General features: G+C 69.7%; 15 protein-coding genes. 7 read left to right on the top strand and 8 right to left on the bottom strand.

Annotated elements, in window-relative coordinates:
- Nucleotides 1-265 precede the first annotated feature (265 nt).
- Nucleotides 266-1,516, top strand: a complete 1,251-nt coding sequence (locus J2851_RS34605) for an exonuclease SbcCD subunit D (protein WP_209773654.1) — start codon at nucleotides 266-268, stop codon at nucleotides 1,514-1,516.
- Nucleotides 1,516-5,313 (top strand): AAA family ATPase, encoded by a 3,798-nt coding sequence (locus tag J2851_RS36475; protein ID WP_209773646.1) that lies wholly within the window; start codon nucleotides 1,516-1,518, stop codon nucleotides 5,311-5,313. The genes J2851_RS34605 and J2851_RS36475 overlap by 1 nt, the downstream gene beginning before the upstream one ends.
- Before the next feature lie 33 nt (nucleotides 5,314-5,346).
- Here J2851_RS36475 and J2851_RS34595 read toward each other — a convergent pair whose 3' ends face one another.
- Entirely contained in the window at nucleotides 5,347-6,582 is a 1,236-nt protein-coding gene (locus J2851_RS34595; RefSeq protein WP_209773644.1) for a trypsin-like peptidase domain-containing protein, read from the bottom strand.
- 213 nt (nucleotides 6,583-6,795) lie between these two features.
- Here J2851_RS34595 and J2851_RS34590 point away from each other — a divergent pair, with 213 nt between their 5' ends.
- Nucleotides 6,796-7,656: a BON domain-containing protein gene (locus J2851_RS34590; RefSeq protein WP_209773641.1), complete on the top strand. Its 861-nt coding sequence runs from the start codon at nucleotides 6,796-6,798 to the stop codon at nucleotides 7,654-7,656.
- A 69-nt stretch (nucleotides 7,657-7,725) separates the two neighbouring features.
- Here the strand turns inward: J2851_RS34590 and J2851_RS34585 are convergent, their stop codons facing one another.
- A complete protein-coding gene (locus tag J2851_RS34585; protein ID WP_149472271.1) occupies nucleotides 7,726-8,697 on the bottom strand; it encodes a replication protein RepA in 972 nt (323 codons plus the stop codon).
- Nucleotides 8,698-9,788: 1,091 nt separating this feature from the next.
- Here J2851_RS34585 and J2851_RS34580 point away from each other — a divergent pair.
- Nucleotides 9,789-10,820, top strand: a complete 1,032-nt coding sequence (locus J2851_RS34580) for a ParA family protein (RefSeq protein ID WP_209773631.1) — start codon at nucleotides 9,789-9,791, stop codon at nucleotides 10,818-10,820.
- A complete protein-coding gene (locus J2851_RS34575; protein ID WP_209773629.1) occupies nucleotides 10,810-11,688 on the top strand; it encodes a ParB/RepB/Spo0J family partition protein in 879 nt (292 codons plus the stop codon). Before J2851_RS34580 ends, J2851_RS34575 begins: the two co-directional genes overlap by 11 nt.
- Before the next feature lie 66 nt (nucleotides 11,689-11,754).
- Here J2851_RS34575 and J2851_RS34570 read toward each other — a convergent pair whose 3' ends face one another.
- The 6 genes from J2851_RS34570 to J2851_RS34545 all read right to left on the bottom strand — a co-directional run bounded on the left by J2851_RS34570 (nucleotide 11,755) and on the right by J2851_RS34545 (nucleotide 18,276).
- Entirely contained in the window at nucleotides 11,755-12,282 is a 528-nt protein-coding gene (locus J2851_RS34570; protein ID WP_209773621.1) for a mismatch-specific DNA-glycosylase, read from the bottom strand.
- 40 nt (nucleotides 12,283-12,322) lie between these two features.
- The gene (locus J2851_RS34565) at nucleotides 12,323-13,039 is read right to left on the bottom strand and encodes a YoaK family protein (protein ID WP_209773618.1); all 717 of its coding nucleotides are present in this window, start codon (nucleotides 13,037-13,039) and stop codon (nucleotides 12,323-12,325) included.
- Nucleotides 13,040-13,450: 411 nt separating this feature from the next.
- Nucleotides 13,451-14,038: an ANTAR domain-containing response regulator gene (locus J2851_RS34560; protein ID WP_209773615.1), complete on the bottom strand. Its 588-nt coding sequence runs from the start codon at nucleotides 14,036-14,038 to the stop codon at nucleotides 13,451-13,453.
- A gap of 20 nt (nucleotides 14,039-14,058) precedes the next feature.
- Nucleotides 14,059-15,723 carry an ABC transporter ATP-binding protein gene (locus J2851_RS34555; protein ID WP_209773612.1) on the bottom strand — a complete coding sequence of 555 codons (1,665 nt, stop codon included), beginning with the start codon at nucleotides 15,721-15,723 and terminating at the stop codon, nucleotides 14,059-14,061.
- Nucleotides 15,724-15,736: 13 nt separating this feature from the next.
- The gene (locus tag J2851_RS34550; RefSeq protein WP_209773609.1) at nucleotides 15,737-16,828 is read right to left on the bottom strand and encodes an ABC transporter permease; all 1,092 of its coding nucleotides are present in this window, start codon (nucleotides 16,826-16,828) and stop codon (nucleotides 15,737-15,739) included.
- Nucleotides 16,829-16,857: 29 nt separating this feature from the next.
- Nucleotides 16,858-18,276: a CmpA/NrtA family ABC transporter substrate-binding protein gene (locus tag J2851_RS34545; RefSeq protein WP_209773606.1), complete on the bottom strand. Its 1,419-nt coding sequence runs from the start codon at nucleotides 18,274-18,276 to the stop codon at nucleotides 16,858-16,860.
- Nucleotides 18,277-18,915: 639 nt separating this feature from the next.
- Between J2851_RS34545 and nirB the strand changes: the two genes are divergently transcribed.
- Nucleotides 18,916-21,396 (top strand): nitrite reductase large subunit NirB, encoded by a 2,481-nt coding sequence (gene nirB, locus J2851_RS34540; RefSeq protein ID WP_209773602.1) that lies wholly within the window; start codon nucleotides 18,916-18,918, stop codon nucleotides 21,394-21,396.
- A 6-nt stretch (nucleotides 21,397-21,402) separates the two neighbouring features.
- Nucleotides 21,403-21,765: a nitrite reductase small subunit NirD gene (nirD, locus tag J2851_RS34535; protein ID WP_209773599.1), complete on the top strand. Its 363-nt coding sequence runs from the start codon at nucleotides 21,403-21,405 to the stop codon at nucleotides 21,763-21,765.
- The last annotated feature ends 207 nt before the right edge of the window (nucleotides 21,766-21,972 follow it).

Here is a 21,972-nt window from a genome sequence, read left to right as displayed (position 1 = left end):
AAACGAGGAACCGCAATGCCCCGCGCTCAACCCTCTCGAAGGAGTGAGCCGCCAGGGCGAATTGTCTGTCTTTTTCCGCCGCGCCGCCGCCTCGTTGGTGGGCATCGCGTCGGGAGGCGCTTTATATGCCCGCTCCGCTGAGACGCGCAAGCGCTTTTTTCGACCACGGGCGATTTTTTTCCCACGCCCTTTTTTCCTATGGCCGGTTCGGCGGCGCCTTTCCGTAAAATGCGGCTCCTTACGTCCCGCCGGAACCCTTTCTCCCATGCGCCTTCTTCACACCGCCGACTGGCATCTCGGGCAGACTCTGCACGGCATCCCGCGCGATCACGAACACGCGCGCTTCCTTGATTGGCTTCTCGACACACTGGACGAGCGGTCGGTCGACGCGCTGGTCGTGGCCGGCGACGTGTTCGACGGGCAGAATCCCCCGATCCCGGCGCTTGGTCTGTTCTATCGGTTCCTGGCGCGGGCGAAGGCGCGCCGGCCCGGCCTGGACATCGTCGTGGTCGCGGGCAACCACGACAGCGGCAGCCGTCTGGAGGCGCCCTCCCCCCTGCTGAGGGAGTTAGGGGTGCATGTCGTGGGTGGGTTGCCGTTCGGGGAGGACGGCGCCTTCGCGCCGGAGCGCCTGCTGTTTCCCCTGCATGACGAGACGGGGCGCGTCGCGGCCCAGTGCGTGGCGGTTCCGTACCTCCGTCCCGCCGACCTGCCGCCGCTCACGGAGACGGAGGACGATGGCGATCCGCTGATCGAGGGCGTTCGCCGCGTCTACGCCGCGGCGGTCGACGCCGGCCGGCAGCGGCGCCGGCCCGGGGAGGCGCTGGTTCTGACCGGTCACTGCTACATGCGGGACGGCGCCCTGTCGGAGCTGAGCGAGCGCAAGATCCTCGGCGGCAACCTGCACGCCCTGCCGGTGGACGTCTTCCCGGAGGACGCCGCCTATGTGGCGCTGGGCCATCTGCACCGCGCCCAGGCCGTGGGCGGGCGCGAGGGGGTGCGCTACAGCGGGTCGCCCCTTCCGCTTTCGATCGACGAGGAGTCCTACCCGCACCAGGTCGTGCTGGCCGAGATCGCCGACGGGCGCCTGGTCGGGCAGGAAGCTCTGCGGGTGCCGCGCTTCGTCGCGGTGCAACGGGTACCCGGCGCCGGCCGCTTCGCCCCGCCGGAGGAGGCCCTGGCCGCCCTGTGCGCGCTGGAGTTGGACGACGGCCTACCGCGCGAGGCTTGGCCGTTCGTAGAGGTGTCGGTGGAGTTGGCGGAGCCGCGCCCGGCGCTGCGCGAGGAGGTCGCGGCGGCGCTGGCCGGGCGTCCCGCGCGGCTGGTGAAGCTGGCGGTGCGCCTGACCGGCCGCGGCGAAACGCTCGCCGAGACGGCTCCGCAGATGGAGCTGGCCGACCTCGCCCCGGAGGACGTCTTCCAGCGCCTCTACCGGCGCAGCCATGACGGGAACCCCGACCCGGTGCTGCTCGCCGCCTTCCAGGAACTGGTGACCGCCGTGCAGGAGGGTGCGTGATGCGGATCCTTGCGGTGCGCGGCTGCAACCTGGCCAGCCTGGACGGCAGCTTCGCCGTCGACCTCGACCACGGGCCGCTGCGGAACGCCGGCCTGTTCGCCATCACCGGCCCGACCGGCGCCGGCAAGAGCACCATACTCGACGCGCTGTGCCTCGCCCTGTTCGACAAGATGCCGCGCCTGCCGGACGGGCGGGGCGTGCAGCTCGGCCGCGACGGCGACCCGGACGCCATCCTGACCACGGACGTCCGCACGATCCTGCGGCGCGGCGCCGGGTCGGGCTGGGCCGAGGTGGATTTCGTCGGCGTCGACGGCGCCGCCTACCGGGCGCGGTGGGAGCTGCGGCGCGCCCGGCAGAACGCGCGCGGGCAGCTTCAGAAGCAGGCGATGAGCCTGTCGAGCCTGGACGGCACCAAGCGGTTCGGCGACGGCAAGACGAGCGTGCTGGAGGAGATTTCCACCCGCCTGGGCCTCAGCTTCGAGCAGTTCCGGCGCGCCGTCCTGCTGGCGCAGGGCGACTTCGCGACCTTCCTCAAGGCGCCGGCGAAGGAACGGTCGGCGCTGCTGGAGCTGCTGACGGGAACCGAGATCTACTCGCGCCTGTCCGTCGCCGCGTTTGAGCGCAACGTCGCGGAGCAGCGCGCGCTGGAGTCCCTGGAGGCGCAATGCGCCGGCATCGGCGTGCTGGGCGAGGCCGAGCGTGCCGCCCTGGACGCGGAGGCCACCGACGCGACCGCCGCCGTTCAGCGGCAGGAAGCAACGCTGGAGGCCGCGCGCGCCGCCGTGGCGTGGCACGAGCGCGATGCCCAGCTGGCCACCTCCGAGGCGGCGGCCACAGCCCAAGCGGCGGAGGCCGACCGGGCCTGGCAGGACGCCGAACCGCGCCGCCGGGAGGCCGCCCTGCTGCGCAGCCTGCAGCCTTTGCGCGCCTTGGTGGCCGAAGCCGACCGGTGCGTGCGGGAGTCCGCCGACGCGCAGGAGGCTCTGGTCCGCGCCGAAGCCACGGCCGCAGCGGCGCAGCAAGCCCTGGAACAGGCCGCCGAACGGCACGCGGACGCGCGGGCGGCCTTCGAGGCGGCCTGCCTCGCCCAGGACGAGGCGGACCCGGACATCGAGCGCGCCGCCGCTCTGGACGCCCAGATCGCGACCCTGTCGTCCCAGAACGGGGAGGCGCTGGCCGAGGTCGAGCGGACGAAGGAGCGGGTCGCCGTTCTTCTGAAGGAAGGGTCGGCGTTGCAGACGGCGCTGGACGCGGCCCGGCGCGACGCCGCGGAGCGGGAGCGCTGGCTGGCCGATCAGGCGCCGCTCGCGCCGGTGGCGGAGCAGTGGGCCCGGTGGGACGCGCTGCTGGCCCGCTGTGGCGACAGCTTGCGGGCCCAGCGCGGCGCGGAGGACCAGCGGCGCCGCTGCACCAAGGACGCCGCGGCGCATGAGGACACGCTGGCCCGGAAAGGCGAGGAGCGGACGGAGACGCAGGCGAAACGCGACGCGGCGCAGGACCGCGTCGCCGCGCTGCGGGCCGAACCGGTGGTCGCGCTCGACGACATCCGTCGTCGCCGCACGGCCTTGACCGAACGCCGGGACGCGCTGGCGGCGCTTGCGCGCTTGGCCGAGGGCGCCGGCCGCGTCGCGGCGCAGATCGCCGAGGCGGAGGGCGAACGCACCCGGCACGGGAACGCGGCGACCGAGGCCGATTCCCTGGCCGGCGAGACCCGAGCGGCTCTGGAGCGGCGGAGGGCGGTGCTGGACGAGGCGGAGGCCACGCTGCGCCGCCTGCACCTCGCGCGCCGCGAGGATGTGACGACCCTGCGCGCGCAGCTGGTGGACGGCGACGCCTGCCCGGTTTGCGGATCGACGCAGCACCCCTGGGCGGACTCCGCCCCGCTCGCGCGGTTGGCCGACGACCAGGAGGATCGCGTCGCCGCCCTGCGCGCCGAGGTGACCGATCTGGTGAAGGCCCACGGCGCCCAGGAGGCGTCCGCGCGGTCCGCGCGCGAGCGCGTCGCGGGGTTGGACCGGACCCTCGAGTCGCTGCGGCGGGAACGGCAGGACCTTCTGGACCGCTGGACGACCCGCGGGAGCGAGGCGGACCTGCCCGCCGAGCCGGCGCGGGAGGAGGTCACCACGCGGCTGGCCGGCGTGGACGCCGAACTCGCGGAGATCGGCCGTGCCGAAGCCGTGACGCTCGACCACAAGGGGCGGCTGGACGCGGCCCTTGAGGAATGCCGCGCGCAGGATGCCGCCTTGGCCGACGTCACCCAGGCCATCGAGGCGCTGACCCGCCAGCGCGACGCGGCCCGCCACGCCGTGGATCTCGCCACCGCCGCGCGCGACCAGGCCGCGCGCGCCCTGGAGGAGGCGCGGGCGGAGCTTGCGGCGCCCTTCGCGGCGCTTGAGGGGTGGGAGGAGGCGCTGCGCACCGATCCGGAGGCGCTGCGGGTTGCGACCGCCGCGCGGGTGACGGGCTTCCTGGCCCAGCGCGAGGCGCAGGCGAAGGCCGTCCGCGACGGCGAGGCCCTGGACCGGCAGGCCGCCGCCAAGGCGGTGGAGAGTGACGGCGCCCGGCAGGCGGAGGACACCGCCCGGCGGCGCGCCGACGGGTTGGCCGGCGAACTCCTCGCCCTGCGCGCGGCCCGTGCCGGCCTGCTCGGCGGCCGGGCGGTGGCGGAGGTGAAGAAGGAGCTGGCCGACGCGCGCGTGCGGGCGGATGCGCTGGTGAACAAGGCCACCATCGCCCGCCAGGACTCGGCAGGCCGGCTGTCGGCCGCCCGGCAGGACCACGCCACGCGCGGCGAGACGGCGCGGCGGTGCGCCGACGCGGCGGCCGCGGCGGCCACGGCCCTGGCCGACGCGGCGGCGACGCGCGCGATCACCGTCGAGGAGGCCCGCGCGCACCTCGCCCGCGGCGAGGATTGGCTGGCGGCGGAGGAAAAGGCGCTTGCCGATCTCGGCACGGCGCAGCGCGACGCGGCGTTGCTGGCGGCGGAGCGGACCCGCCTGCGGCAGGAGCACCGGGCGACGGGCGCGCCCGCCGGCACCGCGGAAGAGGCCGCGGCGTCCGTCGCTGCGGCCTCCTCCCTCCTGCAGGAGGCGCGGGGACGGCTGGGCGAGGCGCAGGCGCGGCTGCGCGCCGACACGGAGAACCGGGCACGGCTCGCCGCGGTGCTCGACCGGATGGAGACCCAACGCAAGACGCACGCCCTGTGGGCAACGATGGCCCAGCTCATCGGTTCGCGCGACGGCATGAAGTTCCGCAACTTCGCGCAGAGCCTCAGCCTCGACCTGCTGCTGGTGCAGGCGAACCGCTACCTGGGGGATCTCGCCCGCCGCTACCGGCTGGAACGGGTGGCCGGGGCCGACCTGGAGATCCAGGTGGTGGACGGCGAGATGGGCGACGAACGCCGCGGCGTGCACAGCCTGTCGGGCGGCGAGATGTTCCTGGTGTCGCTCGCCCTGGCGCTGGGCCTGTCGGCCATGGCCGGGGGCAGCGGTGGCGGCGGGATCGGCACGCTGTTCATCGACGAGGGGTTCGGCACGCTCGACCCCGACAGCCTGGACCTCGCTTTGTCCTGCCTGGAGGCCTTACAGGCGACGGGGCGGCAGGTCGGGGTGATTAGCCACGTGCCGGCGCTGGTGGAGCGGATCGGCGTCCAGGTGCGGGTGACGCCGCTCGGCGGCGGGCGCAGCACCGTTTCGGTGACGCACGGAGCCATGGCCGGCGCGATGGCCGGCGCCGCGGTGGCGCTGGACGGAACGGCACCAGGGACGACGGAGAGGGAGGCGCTTCTGCCCTTGTGACCGGCGGCGGCCGTTCCCGGACGGCCGCCGTCCTCAGGCCAGGCGAAAGGCGAGATAGCTGTCGCTGCCGATCTGGCCCGGCATGGTGATGATCGACCCGACCGCCTTTCCGGTGAAGGTGATGCTGGCGTCGATGGTCCCGTTCCGGTCGAAATCGATGTGCGCGGTGGCGCCCTCGTAGCCGGAAGCCCCCTTCATGGCTTCCCACGAAATCGTCGACACGCCGGGCCGCCAGCCCCAGGCAGTGGCCCACTCGTTCGGTTCGAAGTCGGTGATCGTGGACCAGGTCACGCCACCGCCGCGCCCGTCGACGAAGAACGTGTCGGTGCCGGCCCCGCCGGTGAGGAAGTTCGAGCCCAGGCCGCCGTCGAGAACATCGTCGCCGCCCTTGCCATCGGCCGCGTCGTTGCCGTCGACCAGGTTCATGAAGTCGCCGTTGTCCGTGCCGCTGACCGACTCGTGCGACTTCGAACCGATGTACTGGTTCTTGATCATGGTCACCGACCCGACGTAGAGGTCCATCTGGACCTCCCGCGACGAGACCGTATCGGTGACCAGGGCGGTCCGTCCGTTGGCCTGTGTGGGGACGCTGGCGTTGATGAAGCTGTCGTTCGCCGTGATCGCTGTCTTCAGCCAGCTGGCCTGTCCGCCGAGCGAGGGCGCCGCGATGGCGGTCGACACGATACCGATGGCGAACGGCCCGCTGCCATTGTCGTAGAAGATCGGCCCGCCGGAGTTGCCGGGATTGATCTCCAGATCCGCGTTCACGTAATAGACGGAATCGACGGACGACTTGCGCACGGACCCGCTGTCGTAGGTCTCGTACCGCCCGTATTTCGCCGGATATCCGAGGACGCCGACGCTGCCGCCGGCATAATTCCAGTCGATGCCGAAATACCCGTAGGTGTCGCCGATCGGGTCCGACAGCGTCAGCAGCGCCGCATCGATCTCCGACCCGGCCTGCGTGTTGCGATAGAAGTCGCCGCTGATCAGCTTGCCGTCGGAGTCCGGGTCGAAGTTCGTGAAGAACTGCGCCTTGGCGACGCCGTAGTGTTTGTTGTCCGATTTCCCGGGGTTGTAGGACGGGTAGATCTTGATGCTGCTGGGCTTGCCGCCCAGGCTCGCGTTGTACACGACGTGCGACGCCGTGATCACGTCGTTGCGCCCGACCAGGAAGCCGGATCCCGTGTAGGTGACCTTCCCCCAGGTCGCTTCGATGTAGACGACGGCGCGCGCCGGGTATTTGTCGTCGTCAATAGAGTTCGTCATCGGCGCCTCGTCCGAAACAGTGTCTTCCGCGCGGCGCGCATCATGCACGGTTGAGCCGCTGTCGAACAACACAATTCCGCGACGAGTGCAGGCTTTTCCAGGACCGGCGTTACGGGTCGACGCGGTGGGCCGAAGGAACCGCCCTCCTCCCGCTCATGTTGACCGGATGGTCGCCGAACGGGGCGGCCTTTGCACCTTTTGGAGGGGTGTCACATGGCACGCGACGAACGCTGGTGGAGGAACGACCTTGAGGAGCGCGGCTGGAACCGGGGCGAGCGCGACGTGCGCGATCTCGGCCAGCACCGCGATTATGGGCGCGACATGCTGAACGACATGCGCCAGTACGCGCGCGGCGACCGCGACCGCTGGGATCAGGACGATCGGCGACGGGACGACTGGGGACGGGATGACCGGCGGAGGGAAGGCTGGGGGCGCGGTGATTTCGGCCGCATGGGCTACGACCGGTCCGATTACGACTATGGTCGGGGCGGCCATTACGGCGGAAGCCAGCACAGCGGCGACCGCGGCTTCCTGGAACGGGCCGGCGACGAAATGGCGTCCTGGTTCGGGGACGAGGACGCTGAGCGGCGGCGGCGCACGGACGCGTGGCGCGGTGATTCGGGCGCCCAGCACCACCGGGGCCGCGGGCCGAAGGGCTACACCCGGTCGGACGAGCGCATCCGCGAGGACATCAACGACCGCCTGACCGACGACCCCTACCTCGACGCCTCCGACATCGAAGTCACGGTCAGCGGCGCCGAGGTCACCCTGTCCGGCAGCGTCGAGGACCGGCGCGCGAAGCACCGGGCCGAGGACATCGCCGAGTCCGTGTCCGGCGCACGGCACGTGCAGAACAATCTGCGCGTCCGTCAGTTGATGGGCGGGATGATGGGGTCGGGTGCGCCCGACGCTGCGTTGGGATCCGCCGCCGCCACCACCCGGACCGGCTCGACGACCACCTCGGGCACCGGCCGGCGGGATGCGTATGACACGCGAACGACCGGCGTGGTCGGCGACATGAACGCGCCGGCGACCCTGGACACCGCCGACACGGATTCGATCACCCGGCGCTGACGCGCCCCGCGCAAGGGCTCCGGCGGGGTGGCGGGCGGTCCCGCCGCTCCGCCGGTTCCAAACCCGGCCTCAGCCCCGCACGGGGCGCAGCACCAGATGCTTGTTGGAGGGAACGGCCGGGGCCGACGGACGCAGCACGAGGCCCTTGGAGGTGGGCTCGATGTTGGCGTCCGGGTACACCGCCATGACGTCCTTCAGCGCTTCCTTCAGGCGGAAGGCGAGGACGCGGTGCTCGCTGACCGAGCCGAAATGCTGCGACAGGGCGTGCCAGGGCACCAGAGTCTGCTTGTCCAGGCGATGCAGGCGGTGCACCAGCCACACATAGGCGTCGAGCGCCAGCGCCGAGTTCTTCAGCTTGGCGATGGCGTGCTCGTCCAGCGGGACGGCGTGCTCCATCAGATGCTCGAAGAAGCTCTGGGTCAGGCGGACGAACCGCACCCACTCGCCGCCGGTGCGGAAGAGGTCGGGCGTGTCCTCCTCGTCGCGCCACAGCTTGATGCCGTCGATCAGGCGCTGGTCGGAGATCTCCGCCGTGGACGGGCCGGTGGTGGTGCGCAGCGTGAACTCGCTTCGGGCGATTCGCAGCACCTGCTCGCGCACCGGCTTGTAGTTGCCGCGCTCCCCGCCCGTCGGCGCCAGCCCCAGGCGGCGCAGCCACGCGCTCATGCTCGGCCCCAGGTCGACGTGGGCGCTGCGCGTCTTGCGCGCCTCGGTCTGCAGGTAGATCATGATCAGGCGCGCCTTGGCGCCGTAGGGAACGCCGACGTCCAGCACGGTGCCGTCGCGCAGCGGCAGGATGCCGGGGCGGACGACCAGCTGGTACTTGCCGTTGTTGCGGACCCAGGGGGCGGTCTCGTCCTTCGGCTTGCGGTGCGGCAGCGACGCCTGGCAGAAGCCGGCGTGCAGGTAGCCGATCGCGTCCATCTCGTTGGACAGCGCCTCGTGAGCCATGATCACACGGCGGCGCTCCTTGGGGTCTTCGGTGCGGGCCAGAACCGCCTCGAACCCTTCCAAGGTCAGCTGCTCGTGGATTTTCGCCATGGACACCCTCCGGCCTCTTTCTGTCACGTTCCCGTCATTCCAGAGAACACAAAATGTGGTGGCTGTGAAGCGCGTCCATCCCAAGAATCGCTGAAGTCGCAACGGAACGTGCAGATTCCGATTCAACTTCAGCGACGGGCTCCGGAATCCGGCGACTGGCCGACGGGCTGGCTTGGGGACCGGTTCGGCCGAACGGCCCGCCCGCCCCGCGGCCCGGCGACCACCCCGCCCATCGGCGTTTCAAAATCAGCGTTGGCGCGACCGGTCCCGGCCGACACCACGCCGCGGATCCACGCCTGTCCACAGCTTCGGGTCGTTTTCCACGCTGAGTTGGAATCGCGGCGGACGATTCAGGCCGAAACGGCTCGCTGACTCCGCAACGACGGGTACGCCGAAGTCGCAACGGGGACTCGCTCATCCTCGCTGAAGATGAGTCGCAAAAGGCGGTTATCCACGCTGAACTCGCAACCATGTCCTATATGAGTCCCGATAGATTCCCCTGTTAGACCGGTCGCACGAGCGTTGGCGCGACCCCCTTCGCTGAAAACGCAACATCCGGGCGGTAAGGGACGCCGATGGGAGGTCCAAAGGGCTTTCCGGGCTGTCACAGGGCAGTCCTAATTCCGCCGATTCCGTCGCTGAGTTTGCAACGCCAGCGACTCGGATCCAACGCAGAATTGGTAACGCTCGACTCGAAAGTGGTTGGTTTTCCAGGGCTTAGCCGACTCGCCGAGTCTCGCGCTGATTTTGAAACACGTCCGGAATTCAGCGAATCGGGACAGCACGCAGAATTCGCAACATGGGACTCCAGGCGCATCAAGGCCCGACTCGGAATCCTGCGCCCGCACCAACGCTGAATTGGTAACGCCGGCGGATATGGGCCGCTCGGCGCCACGTTCGGTTCGATTCAGCAACGGACCCTCCGGGTCAATCCACCCCTCCGTCGCCGCCCAATTCCTATGACTTCCGTCCCATACGACGTCGCATGATCCCCCGCTTGCGGTTCAATTGACGCAAGCTGGCACACTCCGTCTTGACCAGTTGCGTCACGTCGGTAAAAAGGAACGGACCAGATCGAAGCCGGAGGCCCGATGAACGGGGAAGAACTGCGCGCCATCCGCGAACGGCGCGGTGAGGATCAGTTGAGCTTTGCGACATGGCTCAACGGCGCGCTGAACCGTCGCTATGACCGGTCCCGGATCAGCCGGTGGGAAAGCGGGGCGGAGCGGATCCCCCAGCAGGTCGCCGGCTTCCTCGCCGGCCAGGGCGGCATGGCCGCGGTGCCCCAGGCGGCTCCGGGTCCGAAGCTGCGCCGGGCGGTGGTGGCCGTGGCCAACCAGAAGGGCGGCGTCGGCAAGACCACGACGGCGGTCAACCTGTCCTACGCGCTCTCCACGCTCGGGCTGAAGGTCATGCTGCTGGACAGCGACCCGCAGGGCAACGCGACCGTCCACATGGGCCTGGACCCCGGCGAGATCGAGACGCACCGCAAGGGTCTCTATAATGTGGTGCGCGGCGGCTCCTCCTTCGACAGCATCCTCCAGCCGGTGTGCGGCGGGGCGGTGATGCTCGCCCCTTCCAGCATCGGGCTGGCCGCGGCGGAGACGGAGCTGGTGGCGGAGCCGGACAACTCCCTGGTCCTGAAGGAGAAGCTGGCGGAGGTCCGGAATCGCTACGACGTCATCGTGATCGACTGCCCGCCCAACCTCGGCCTTCTCACCATCAACGCGCTGGCGGCCAGCGACCTCGTGCTGATCCCGGTGCAGACGGAGGTGTTCGCAGGCCTCGGCGTGCCGCTGCTGCTGGAGACCATCGCCAAGATCCGGCGGCGCTCCAATCCGTCGCTCAACATCTTCGGCATCCTGCCAACCATGTTCTCCTCCCGCTTGACGCAAGATCAGGCGAGCCTGCGCGAAATCCAGGAGCATTACGAGGGACGCACCCGCGTGCTGCCCGCCGTGCCCCGCGCCACCCTCTTCGCCCAGGCGTCGGGCGCCGGCCGCCCGGCCATCGAGGCCGACCCGAACTCCAACAGCGTGCAGGCCTACGGCGAACTCGCCCGCGAACTGGCCGCCCACCTCCAGACCGCGGAAACCGCCCAGGAGACCACACATGTCTCGTAAGCTCGAACGGACCAGCACCCGTATCTTCGACAAGGCGGCGCAGCGCGGCGGCGACGCCCTGTTCGGGCTGTCGGCCGACTTCCCGCGGCTGATCGAGGTCGATCTCGACCGCGTGCACCCCAACCCGGACCAGCCCCGCCGCCATTTCGATGAGCTGGCCTTGCAGGAGCTGGCCAACTCCATCGCCCGCCATGGGCTGAAGCAGCCGGTTCTGGTGCAGGACATCGGCGACGGCGACTACCGCCTGATCGCCGGGGAGCGGCGCCTGCGCGCCTGTGGCTTGGCCGGGCGTCAGACCGTCTTTGCCATCGTCAGCGACGGCGACCCGGACGAGCTGGCGCTGATCGAGAACATCCAGCGCGTCGACCTCGACGCGATGGAACTGGCCCGCGCCTTCGCCCGTCTGATCGAGCGGCACGAGTACACGCACGAAGCTCTGGGGCAGGTGATCGGCCGCAGCCAAGCGGAGGTGACGCGCACCCTGTCGCTGCTCCGGCTGCCCACCGAGATCATCGCTGAATTTGAAACGCGCTACCGCTCCGTGCCCAAAAGCATCCTGACGGAGATCGCCGCGGTGGACGACGCCATGGCGCAACGCCGTCTGTGGGACGCCGTGAAGGACGGCGGCACCGTCAAGGCGCTGCGCGAGGCGAAGAAGGCGCAGATCGGGGGCGGTGAGGCTGCGAAGCCGGAAGCCAAGGACGCGCCGCCGCCGGTCGTCCGTCTGGTATCGGCGGTGCACAAGATCGCCAAGGACTTCTCGTCCGTCGATGTCGGGGAGCTGCGGGCGCACCGCAAGCAGCTTGACGAGGCGCAATGGCAGGAGCTTCGACGCCTTCACGCCCTGCTGGACGAGTTGCTGGCGTGAGTCAACTGCGACGCTGAATTTGTAACGGTACCCGCTGACGTCAGCGCCCAACGTCAACTGCGGGCGTCAAGCGCGGGTGCCGTCGATCACCTTTCGGACCTCGCAGAACCAGCGCAGCTTCTCGGCGAAGGGCAGCCGGGCGAGCCCGCTGGGCGAGGGCAACACAACGTCGATTGGATCGCCGAACAGGCTGGTCGGCTGCACGCCCCAGTCCGCCCGGTCCAGATCGGCGGCGGCCAGATAGACGCCCTTTCCCGTGTAGGCGATAACGCGCGGCCGGAACTCCGCCACCAGCGCGCGCAGGCGCGGCACGCCGCCGCGCAGCTCCGCCCGGCTGAGGTCGGCGGCACTCGGCGTCGCCCGCGCGACGAGGTTCGTCGACCCAAGCCCGAACTCCGGAAGCAGGAGGTCTTCCTCCGGCCGCAGGAGGCGCGGCGTCAGCCCGGCCTCGGCGAGCAGGCGCCAGAACTGGTTGCCGCGGCCGGCATAATTGTGCCCCAGCGCACCGGAGCGCGTGCCGGGATTGAAGCCGACGAACAGCGCGTCGAGACCGGGGGCGACGATGTCGGGGATAGGGCCTTCGCTGGGGTCCATAGAGGCTCTCAGGGCAACGCTGAATTTGAAACGCCGGCGGTTACGCGGCGGCCCGCCACTGGGTGACGATCACCGGGGCGGCGAAGCCGGCAAGGATGACCGCCAGCGTCACGAACAGCATCGGCCCGCCGGCGCTGTAGCCCAGCACGCCGAACACGCCGCCGCCGAAGAAGGACAGGACGGTCGGCACATGGGTCTTCAGCTTGTCGAGCGTCCCGCGCACCTGCTCCCGATCCGTGCGGTGGCCGAGGCCGTCGAGCAGGTTGCCGAGTTCGATGCCGATGTCGGTGATCATGCCCGTGACGTGGGTGGTGCGGACGCGGGCGTTGGAGATGCGCGTCACGACCGCGTTCTGCAAGCCCATCAGGAAGCTCAGCCCCATCACCAGCGTGGGGCCGCGCAACTCGTGCAGCCACAGGTCGGCGGCACCCAGCCCAGCCAGCAGCACAGCCTCCAGGAACACGCTGTAGGCATAGATCGCCGACAATCCGCGGCGTTGGCCGGCGTTGATCAGCAGGGTCGACACGACCGCCCCGGCGACGAAGGTGCCGACGATCGCCAGCGCGACGCCGAAGGCGCCGAGGTTGCCAAGCGCCAGATGGTCGGCCATGGTCGAGACGGTGCCGGTCATGTGTGACGAATAGAGGCCGGCGGCGTAGAAGCCCGCGGCGTTGAGCGCGCCGGCGACGCCGGCCAGCGACCAGGCCAGCTTGCGGTCGGCCGCGGTCCCCCGGTGTTCCCCCTGTCGGATCAGCATCCTGGCTTTGCATCCCCTCTGCCCTGGTGGTCGGGAATCATAACCGACGCAGGCCGACCCGGGGCAGGAGGATTGTGAGGCCCAGATCCGACGGACCTAGGAAGATGGTGTCCAAAGTCCCCTCTCTCCTCTGGGGAGAGGGTTAGGGTGAGGGGGATGCGCTTGTGCCGGACGTTCCGCCACGCACGACCCCCTCACCGGCCCTCCGGGCCACCCTCTCCCCAGGGGGGAGAGGGCTACTGCGCATCGATCATGGTTCGGCTTGTGCGGAGTCGGGTGGTCTGGCACACTGTTGAGGCTCCGGACCCCCCGCGCAGTGCCCTGAAAACCGGCCGACGGGTATCGGAAGTGAATCCCCCATTCCGTATCATCATCAGCGTAAGCCCTTGAAACACAAGGGCTCACTGCCCGTCAGAACTCGATCTGCGACGCGGTGATGATGCTCTGGGCGATGTCGGCGATGCGGCGGCCCTGGCGCATCGCGGCTTTGCGAAGCGCGGTGTAGGCCTGCTCCTCGGTCAAGGATTTCTGCTGCATCAGGATGCCCTTGGCGCGCTCGATCAGCTTGCGCTCGGCGAGCTGGGTGCGCGCCTCGTCGCGTTCGCGCTTCAGCGTTTCAAAAGCAGCGAAGCGCGACAGGGCGGTGTCGACGATGGGCCGCACGCGGTCGGGGCGCAGCCCATCCACCACGAAGGAGGCGACGCCGGCCTCCACCGCCGCGGCGGTGACGCCGGGCTCGGCCCGGTCGGCGAACAGGACGACGGCGCAGCCGCCGGACCGGGCCAGCTGGAACAGGCTGTCCAGCGTGGCGCGGTCGGCACCGCCGAGCGCCGCGACGACGGCGTCCGGGGCCAGCGCCGCCGCACGGGCGGTCACATCGGCGAATCCCTCCACGGCGGTGACCCTGATGTCGCCGGTTCCCGACAGTCCATCCAACAGCGGGCGCGTGCTCGCGGCGTCGGGGCCGGCCACCAGGATGCTCAGGGTCTTGTTCGCCATGGAGGTTCGCCGCCTTCTCGTTACGCCGCCTTCGCCGTGCCGTGGTGACCGCCTTCCAGGAAGTTCAGCAGCTCTTCCCGGTAGGCGTAGTAGCGGGGATGCTCCAGCAGGGCCTGCCGGGTCCGCGGCTGCGGGATGTCCACGTTCAGGATGTGGCCGATGCGGGCGTTCGGCCCGTTCGACATCATCACCACGCGGTCGGCCAGCAGGATCGCCTCGTCCACGTCGTGGGTGACGCAGATGGCGGTGACCTGGGTGCGCGCCCACACCTCCATCAGCACCTTCTGCAGCTCCCAGCGGGTCAGGCTGTCCAGCATGCCGAAAGGCTCGTCCAAAAGCAGCAGCTTCGGCGACAGGGCGAAGGCCCGCGCGATGCCCACGCGCTGCTTCATGCCGTTGGACAGCTCCGCCGCCTTCTTGTCCATGGCGTTGCCCAGGCCGACGCGCGACAGGTAATAGCGGACGATGTCGTTGCGCTCCGCCTTGCTGGCGTGGGGGTAGACGCGGTCCACGCCCAGCATGACGTTCTCCGCCGCGGTCAGCCATGGGAACAGGCTGGGCGCCTGGAACACCACGGCGCGATCGGGGCCGGCGCCGGTCACCTCCTTGCCGTCCAGGATGATGCCGCCGCTGGACAGTTCGGTCAGGCCGGCGACCATGGACAGCACGGTGGACTTGCCGCAGCCGGAATGGCCGATCAGCGAGATGAACTCCCCCTTGCGCATCTTCAGGTCGAAGCCGTCCACGACGGTCAGCGGCCCCTTCGGCGTGGGGTAGGTCTTGGTGACGCGGCTGAACTCGACGTAGCGGTCGTCGACCATCCCCTGGGTCAGGGAGGCCAGATAGGCCTTGGGCGCCGGGGCGGCGGTGACCGGCTTCAGCGGCGGCAGGGTCAGGTCGTCGTCCACCGTCTCGGCGGCGCGGGCGACGCCGGCCTCCATCAGGTAGGCGGTGACCTCGGCGCGCAGGCGCTTGAAGTCCGGGTCGTGGTTGACGGCGGTGCGGTCGCGCGGGCGCGGCAGATCCACCGTGAAGGCGGGGCCGAGCGTCGCGCCCGGGCCCGGCGTCAGCGGGATGATGCGGTCGGCCAGCAGGATGGCCTCGTCCACGTCGTTGGTGATCAGCACGACCGTCTTGCGGTCCTTGCGCCAGATCGCCTCGATCTCGTCCTGCAGCTTGGCGCGGGTCAGCGCGTCCAGCGCCGACAGCGGCTCATCCAGCAGCAGCATGTCCGGGGTCATGGCCAGCGCGCGGGCGAAGCCGACGCGCTGGCGCATGCCGCCTGACAGCTCCTTCGGGCGGCGGTCGGTGGCGTGGCCCAGGCCCACCGTCTCCACCGCCCGGCGGGTCAGCGCCCCGCGCTCCGCTCCGGCCTTGCCCTTGTGCACGCTGTCCACGGCCAGCGCGACGTTGTCCTTCACGCTGAGCCAGGGCATCAGGGAGTAGTTCTGGAACACGATGCCGCGTTCCGGCCCCGGCCCGCGCACCGGCTTGCCGCGGAACAGCACCTCCCCCGCGTCCGGTTCCGCCAGCCCGCCCATCAGATTGACCAGCGTGGTCTTGCCGGAGCCGGAGAAGCCGACGATGGCGACGAACTCCCCCTCCGCGATGGACAGGTCGATGGCCTTCAGGACGTTGGTGGCACCATAGGACTTGGAGACGTTCTTCAGTTCGAGGATCGCCATGGTCGGGGTCTCCTCAGCGGGTGCTGCCGTGCGACACGGCGGCCTGGAAGGCCAGCATGACGCGGTCGAGCAGGAAGCCGATCAGGCCGATGGTGAACACCGCCACCATGATCTTGGCGAGCGAGGTGGAGGAGCCGTTCTGGAACTCGTCCCACACGAACTTGCCCAGGCCGGGGTTCTGGGCCAGCATCTCCGCCGCGATCAGCACCATCCAGCCCACGCCCAGCGACAGCCGCAGGCCGGTGAAGATGTAAGGCAGCGCCGAGGGCAGCACGAGGCGGCGGACCATCGTCGGGGCGGACAGCTGAAGCACCTTGCCGACGTTCATCAGGTCCTTGTCGATGGACGACACGCCGACCGCCGTGTTGATCAGCGTCGGCCACAGCGAGCAGAGCGTGACGGTGATGGCCGAGGTCAGGAAGGACTTCTCGAAGGTCGGGTTGTCGCTGGAGATGGTGGCGCTGACCACCATGGTCACCAGCGGCAGCCAGGCCAGCGGCGACACCGGCTTGAAGATCTGGATCAGCGGGTTCATGGCTGCGTTGACCGTGCGCGACAGGCCGCAGGCCACGCCCAGCGGCACCGCCACCAGGGCCCCCAGCAGGAAGCCGGAGAAGACCGTCTTCAGGCTGGTCAGGATCTGGTCCAGGTAGGTGGGCTTGCCGGCGTAGGGGCGGGTCTTCACCTCCGCCTTCGGGTCCTTCGCCAGGATCTCGGCGTTGCGCTTGGCCTGCCGGTCGTAGAAGGCGGCCTCCTTGGCGCGCTCGGCCCGGTGGTCGGCGGCGAGGTTGCCCGCCTGCTCCCACACCTCGGCGGGGCCGGGGACGGCGCCCAGGCTGGTGTGCACCTGCGGCGCCAGCCAAGCCCAGGCGGCGACGAACAGGAACAGGGCGGTCACCGGCACGCCGGCCTGTCGCCACAACTCCAGCCCCTGCTGGCGCGGGTTCTCGCCCGCCGCCAGGCGCAGAAGCGGGCTGAGCCAGCCGAGCCCGACGATCTGGAGCGTGGACGCGGCGCGGTTGAGGGCGTGCGCCCGGCGGGCCTTGCGCTGGGCGCGCAGCGCCTCGGCGGAGGTGAGGGCGGCGGCTTCGGAAACGCTGGTCATGGTGGGGGTCCTTTCCGTCCGTCCGTGCCTCAGCCGCCAACCTGGGCGGCGCCAACCACTTGGCCGCCTTCGACCTTCTGGGCGCCCTTCAGGCCGATGCTCAGCTTCGACAGGTAGTCGTTGGGCTTGCGGCCGTCGTAGGCGATGCCGTCGATGAAGCCGCTGTCCACCGGCTTGTAGCCGTCGCTGGTCCAGGGGAAGTCGGCCTCCTTGGCCTTGCCTTCCTCGACCAGCAGCTTGGCGGCCTTCAGGTAGACGTCGGGCTTGTAGACCTTGCGGGCCGTCTCCGCGTACCAGCCGTCCGGCTTGGCCTCGGCGATCTGGCCCCAGCGGCGCATCTGCGTCAGGTACCAGATGGCGTCGGAATAGAAGGGGTAGGTCGCGTTGTAGCGGAAGAAGACGTTGAAGTCGGGGACGGAGCGCTTGTCGCCCTTCTCATACTCGAAGGTGCCGGTCATGGAGTTGGCGATGACCTTGGCGTCGGCGCCGACATATTCGGACTTCGCCAGGATCTTCACCGCCTCGGCGCGGTTGGCGTTGTTGTTCTCGTCCAGCCACTGGGCGGCGCGGATCAGCGCCTTGACGACCGCCAGATGGGTGTTCGGGTTCTTGGCGGCCCAGCCCTCGGTCACGCCGAAGACCTTCTCCGGCTTGTTCTTCCAGATGTCGGGGTCGGCGATGACGGGGACGCCGATGCCCTTCATGACGGCCGCCTGGTTCCACGGCTCGCCCACCGCGTAGCCGAAGATGGTCCCGGCCTCCAGCGTCGCCGGCATCTGCGGCGGCGGGGTGACCGACAGCAGGGCGTCGGCCTGGATCTGGCCGGATACGTCGGTCGGGGAATAGAAGCCCGGGTTGATGCCGCCGGCGGCCAGCCAGTAGCGAAGCTCGTAATTGTGGGTGGAGACCGGGAAGACCATGCCCATGGTGAAGGGCTTGCCCTCCGCCCGGTACTGGGCGATGACCGGCTTCAGCGCGTCGGCCTTGATCGGGTGGACGGGCTTGCCGTCCGCGCCCTTCGGAAGGTTGGCCTTCATCCGCTCCCACACCTCGTTCGACACGGTGATGCCGTTGCCGTTCAGGTCCATGGAGAAGGCGGTGACGACGTTGGCCTGGGTGCCGTAGCCGATGGTGGCGCCCAGCGGCTGGCCGGCCAGCATGTGGGCGCCGTCCAGCTCGCCGGAGATGACGCGGTCCAGCAGGACCTTCCAATTGGCCTGCGGCTCCAGCGTCACGGAAAGGCCTTCGTCATCGAAGAAGCCCTTTTCCACGGCGATGGCCAGCGGGGCCATGTCGGTCAGCTTGATGAAGCCCAGCTTCAGCTGGTCCTTCTCAACGTTCAGCGGAGCCGCCTGCGCCGTGCCGGACGACAGAGTGCCCAGGGAAAGGGCAATGGCAGCGGCGGTGAAAAAACAGGCAGTGCGTGGGGAGGCGGGAAGTCGGATCACGTCGGTCGCTCCATCTCTCTTCCGAGCCCCAGGGGCCATGCCGACCGCGATTCCGAGCCCCTTTCAGCGATGCGCCGTGAAGGGCCTCCAGCCGGATCAAGGGGCTGTCGGAACCGGATCAGCGACGTTGCCGTGGGGCCCAACCTTGGGCTTGGGAGTGGAACGCACCACCGTTGACGCGTCCCGCCGTTTGTCTCGCAAGGACCATGCCAAAGGCTATAGACGAGGTAAAAAGCGGTCCCAAAGGCTTGGCATCCGTGGGCGCGGCCGGAATCGGCGCACGGCCAAGGTCAAGACCATGGTCGTAATGCGCTGCACAATTTGTCGGCTTTTGGACTGCTTTTTGTTCGGAAAGGGCCAAAAGCGTGTGTCGGAAACCAGACACACCACCCGGCGTCCACCCTGAACGGTGCCGGAAAAGCCCAGGCATTCCGCCAATCTCATACCGTATTCATACCTTGGTGCCGGATTTGGCACGCGGCTTGCCAGAAGGATGGCAGATCAGGGCAGCGGCAACGGCGTCGCCTGCCGGTTCACCGACGAACCACCCCGGACAACGGCGTCCGAAATCCCGGCTCCTTCACCAGAGCGGCGGTTTCGGGCGCTTTTTCATTTCGGCCATCCTGCAAGGGCACGAGCATGCAAGAGAACCACGCATCACACGGGCATCGCGAGAAATTGGTGGTCGTCGGCAACGGGATGGCCGGCATCCGCACGCTGGAGGAACTGCTGGCCAAGGCGCCCGGCCGGTACGAGATCACCGTCTTCGGCGCCGAGCCGCACCCCAACTACAACCGCATCATGCTTTCCCCCGTGCTGGCCGGGGAGAAGACCTTCGAGCAGATCGTGCTCAACGACCGCGCCTGGTACGAGGCCAACGGCATCACCCTGCTGACCGGCGACAAGGTCGAGACGATCGACCGCGAGGCCCGGACCGTCACGGCGATGTCCGGGCACACGGTGGCTTATGACAAGCTGCTGCTCGCCACCGGCTCCACGCCCTTCATCATCCCGGTGCCGGGTGCCAACCTGCCCGGCGTCGTCGGCTTCCGCGACCTCGCTGATGTCGACATGATGCTCGAAGCGGCCGGCAAGGGCGGGCGCGCCGTGGTCATCGGCGGCGGGCTGCTTGGGCTGGAAGCGGCCAACGGTCTGAAGGTCAAGGGCATGGACGTCACCGTGGTGCACCTGATGCCCACGCTGATGGAACGCCAGCTCGACCGCTCGGCCGGCGCGCTGTTGCAGCACGAGCTGGAGCGCCGCGGCATCACCGTGCTGACCGGCGCCGACACCGCTGAGATTCTGGGCGCCGAAATTCTGGGCAACCAGCGTGTTTCCGGCGTGCGCCTAAAAGATGGGCAGGAGCTGCCGGCCGACCTGGTCGTCATGGCCGTCGGCATCCGCCCGAACACCGAACTCGGCAAAGCCGCCGGTCTGGCCTGCGGGCGCGGCGTGCAGGTCGACGACACGATGACGACCTCCGACCCTGCCATTCTGGCGGTCGGCGAGTGCGTGGAGCACCGCGGCCTGACCTACGGCCTCGTCGCCCCGCTGTTCGAGATGGCCAAGGTCGCCGCCGACCGTCTCGCGGGCGGTGTGGAGAGCGCCTACAGCGGATCGGTCACCTCGACCAAGCTGAAGGTCACCGGGGTGGACGTCTTCTCGGCCGGCGACTTCTCCGGCGGCAAGGACTGCGAGGACATCGTGTTCCGCGACGCCGCGCGCGGCGTCTACAAGCGAATCGTGGTGAAGGACAGCCGCATCCTCGGCGCCGTGCTGTACGGCGACACCAAGGACGGCGCCTGGTACTTCCAGATGCTCAAGGACGGCGAGGACGTGGCGCCGGTGCGCGACACCCTCATCTTCGGCCAGGGGTTCGGAGGCGAGGGGGCGGCAAACCCTAAGGCCGCCGTTGCGGCGCTCCCCGACACGGCGGAGATCTGCGGCTGCAACGGCGTGTGCAAGGGCACCATCGTCAAGGCGATCACCGAGAAGGGCCTGAGCAGCCTGGACGAGGTGCGCGCCCACACCAAGGCCTCGGCGTCGTGTGGCAGCTGCACGGGCCAGGTGGAGCAGCTTTTGGCCCTGACGCTGGGCGATGGCTACGCCGGCGAGAGCAAGGCCAAGCCGCTGTGCAAGTGCACCGACCGCACCCACGACGAGGTGCGCCGGGCGATCTCCGCCCTGGAACTGAAGAGCATCCCCGACGTGATGCAGCGGCTGGAGTGGCGCACCCCGGACGGCTGCCACCACTGCCGCCCGGCCCTGAACTACTACCTGCTGTGCCAGTGGCCGGGCGAGTACAAGGACGACAGCCGGTCGCGCTACATCAACGAGCGCGTCCACGCTAACATCCAGAAGGACGGCACCTACTCCGTCGTTCCGCGCATGTGGGGCGGCCTGACCACCGCGGCGGAGCTGCGGGCCATCGCCGACGTGGTGGACAAGTTCGCCATCCCCACCGTGAAGGTCACCGGCGGCCAGCGCATCGACCTGTTCGGCGTGAAGAAGGAGGACCTGCCCGCGGTGTGGGCGGACCTGAACGCGGCCGGGATGGTGTCGGGCCACGCCTACGCCAAGGGGCTGCGCACGGTGAAGACCTGCGTCGGATCCGAATGGTGCCGCTTCGGCACGCAGGACTCGACCGGCCTGGGTGTCAAGTTGGAGCGGCTGACCTGGGGCACCTGGACGCCGCACAAGGTGAAGCTGGCCGTGTCCGGCTGCCCGCGCAACTGCGCGGAGGCGACGATCAAGGACCTCGGCGTCGTGTGCGTGGACAGCGGCTATGAGCTGCACGTCGGCGGCAACGGCGGCATGCACGTCCGGGCCTGCGACCTGCTGTGCAAGGTGGAAAGCGAGGCCGAGGTGCTGGAATACACCGGGGCCTACATGCAGCTGTACCGCGAGGAGGCGCGCTACCTGGAGCGCACCGCGCCGTGGCTGGAGCGGGTGGGCCTCGACTACATCAAGACGCGCCTGGTGGACGACCCGGAGGGGCGGAAAGCTCTGAACGCGCGCTTCCTCTTCTCGCAGAGCTTCTCGCAGGACGACCCCTGGGCCGAGCGGGCCAGCGGTGCGGTCGACCGTCATGAATTCACGCCGCTCGCTCAGGTGGGGTAACGAACCATGGACCAGCAGATTTCTTGGGTTTCGGTTGGGTCGGTCGAGGACATTCCGCGCCAGGGCTCCCGCGTGGTGCGCACGCCGGCCGGCGAGATCGCCCTGTTCCGCACGCTGACGGACGAGGTCTTCGCGTTGGAGGACCGCTGCCCGCACAGCGGCGGCCCGCTGTCGCAGGGCATCGTGCACGGGGCCCGCGTCACCTGCCCGCTGCACAACTGGGTGATCGACCTCGCCAGCGGCGAAGCGGTCGGCCCGGACGAGGGCTGCACCGGCCACTGCCCGGTGCGCGTCGTGAACGGCGTGGTGCAGCTCGGGCTGGCGGGCTTCCGGCGCGCCAGCGGGGGTGGAGGCTGCGCCCATGACTGAGGGGCCGCATCAATCTCCCTCTCCCCTCTGGGGAGAGGGTCGGGGTGAGGGGGTTGTCGGGGGACCGGTGCGTTCGGCAACGGCTGGGGGGCCCCCCCCCCACCCCCCCCCCCCCGGGGGGGGGGGGCAAAACCACCGCACCACCATCCCCCCATTCGGGGGGGGGGGCGGGGGGGGGGGGCCCGGGGGGGGCGTGGGCGACCACGC

The organism is Azospirillum rugosum (assembly GCF_017876155.1).
GTDB classification, from domain to species: Bacteria; Pseudomonadota; Alphaproteobacteria; order Azospirillales; family Azospirillaceae; genus Azospirillum; species Azospirillum rugosum.
The sequence above is the reverse complement of the archived record's forward strand: the minus strand, read 5'-3'. Positions and strand labels throughout refer to the sequence as shown.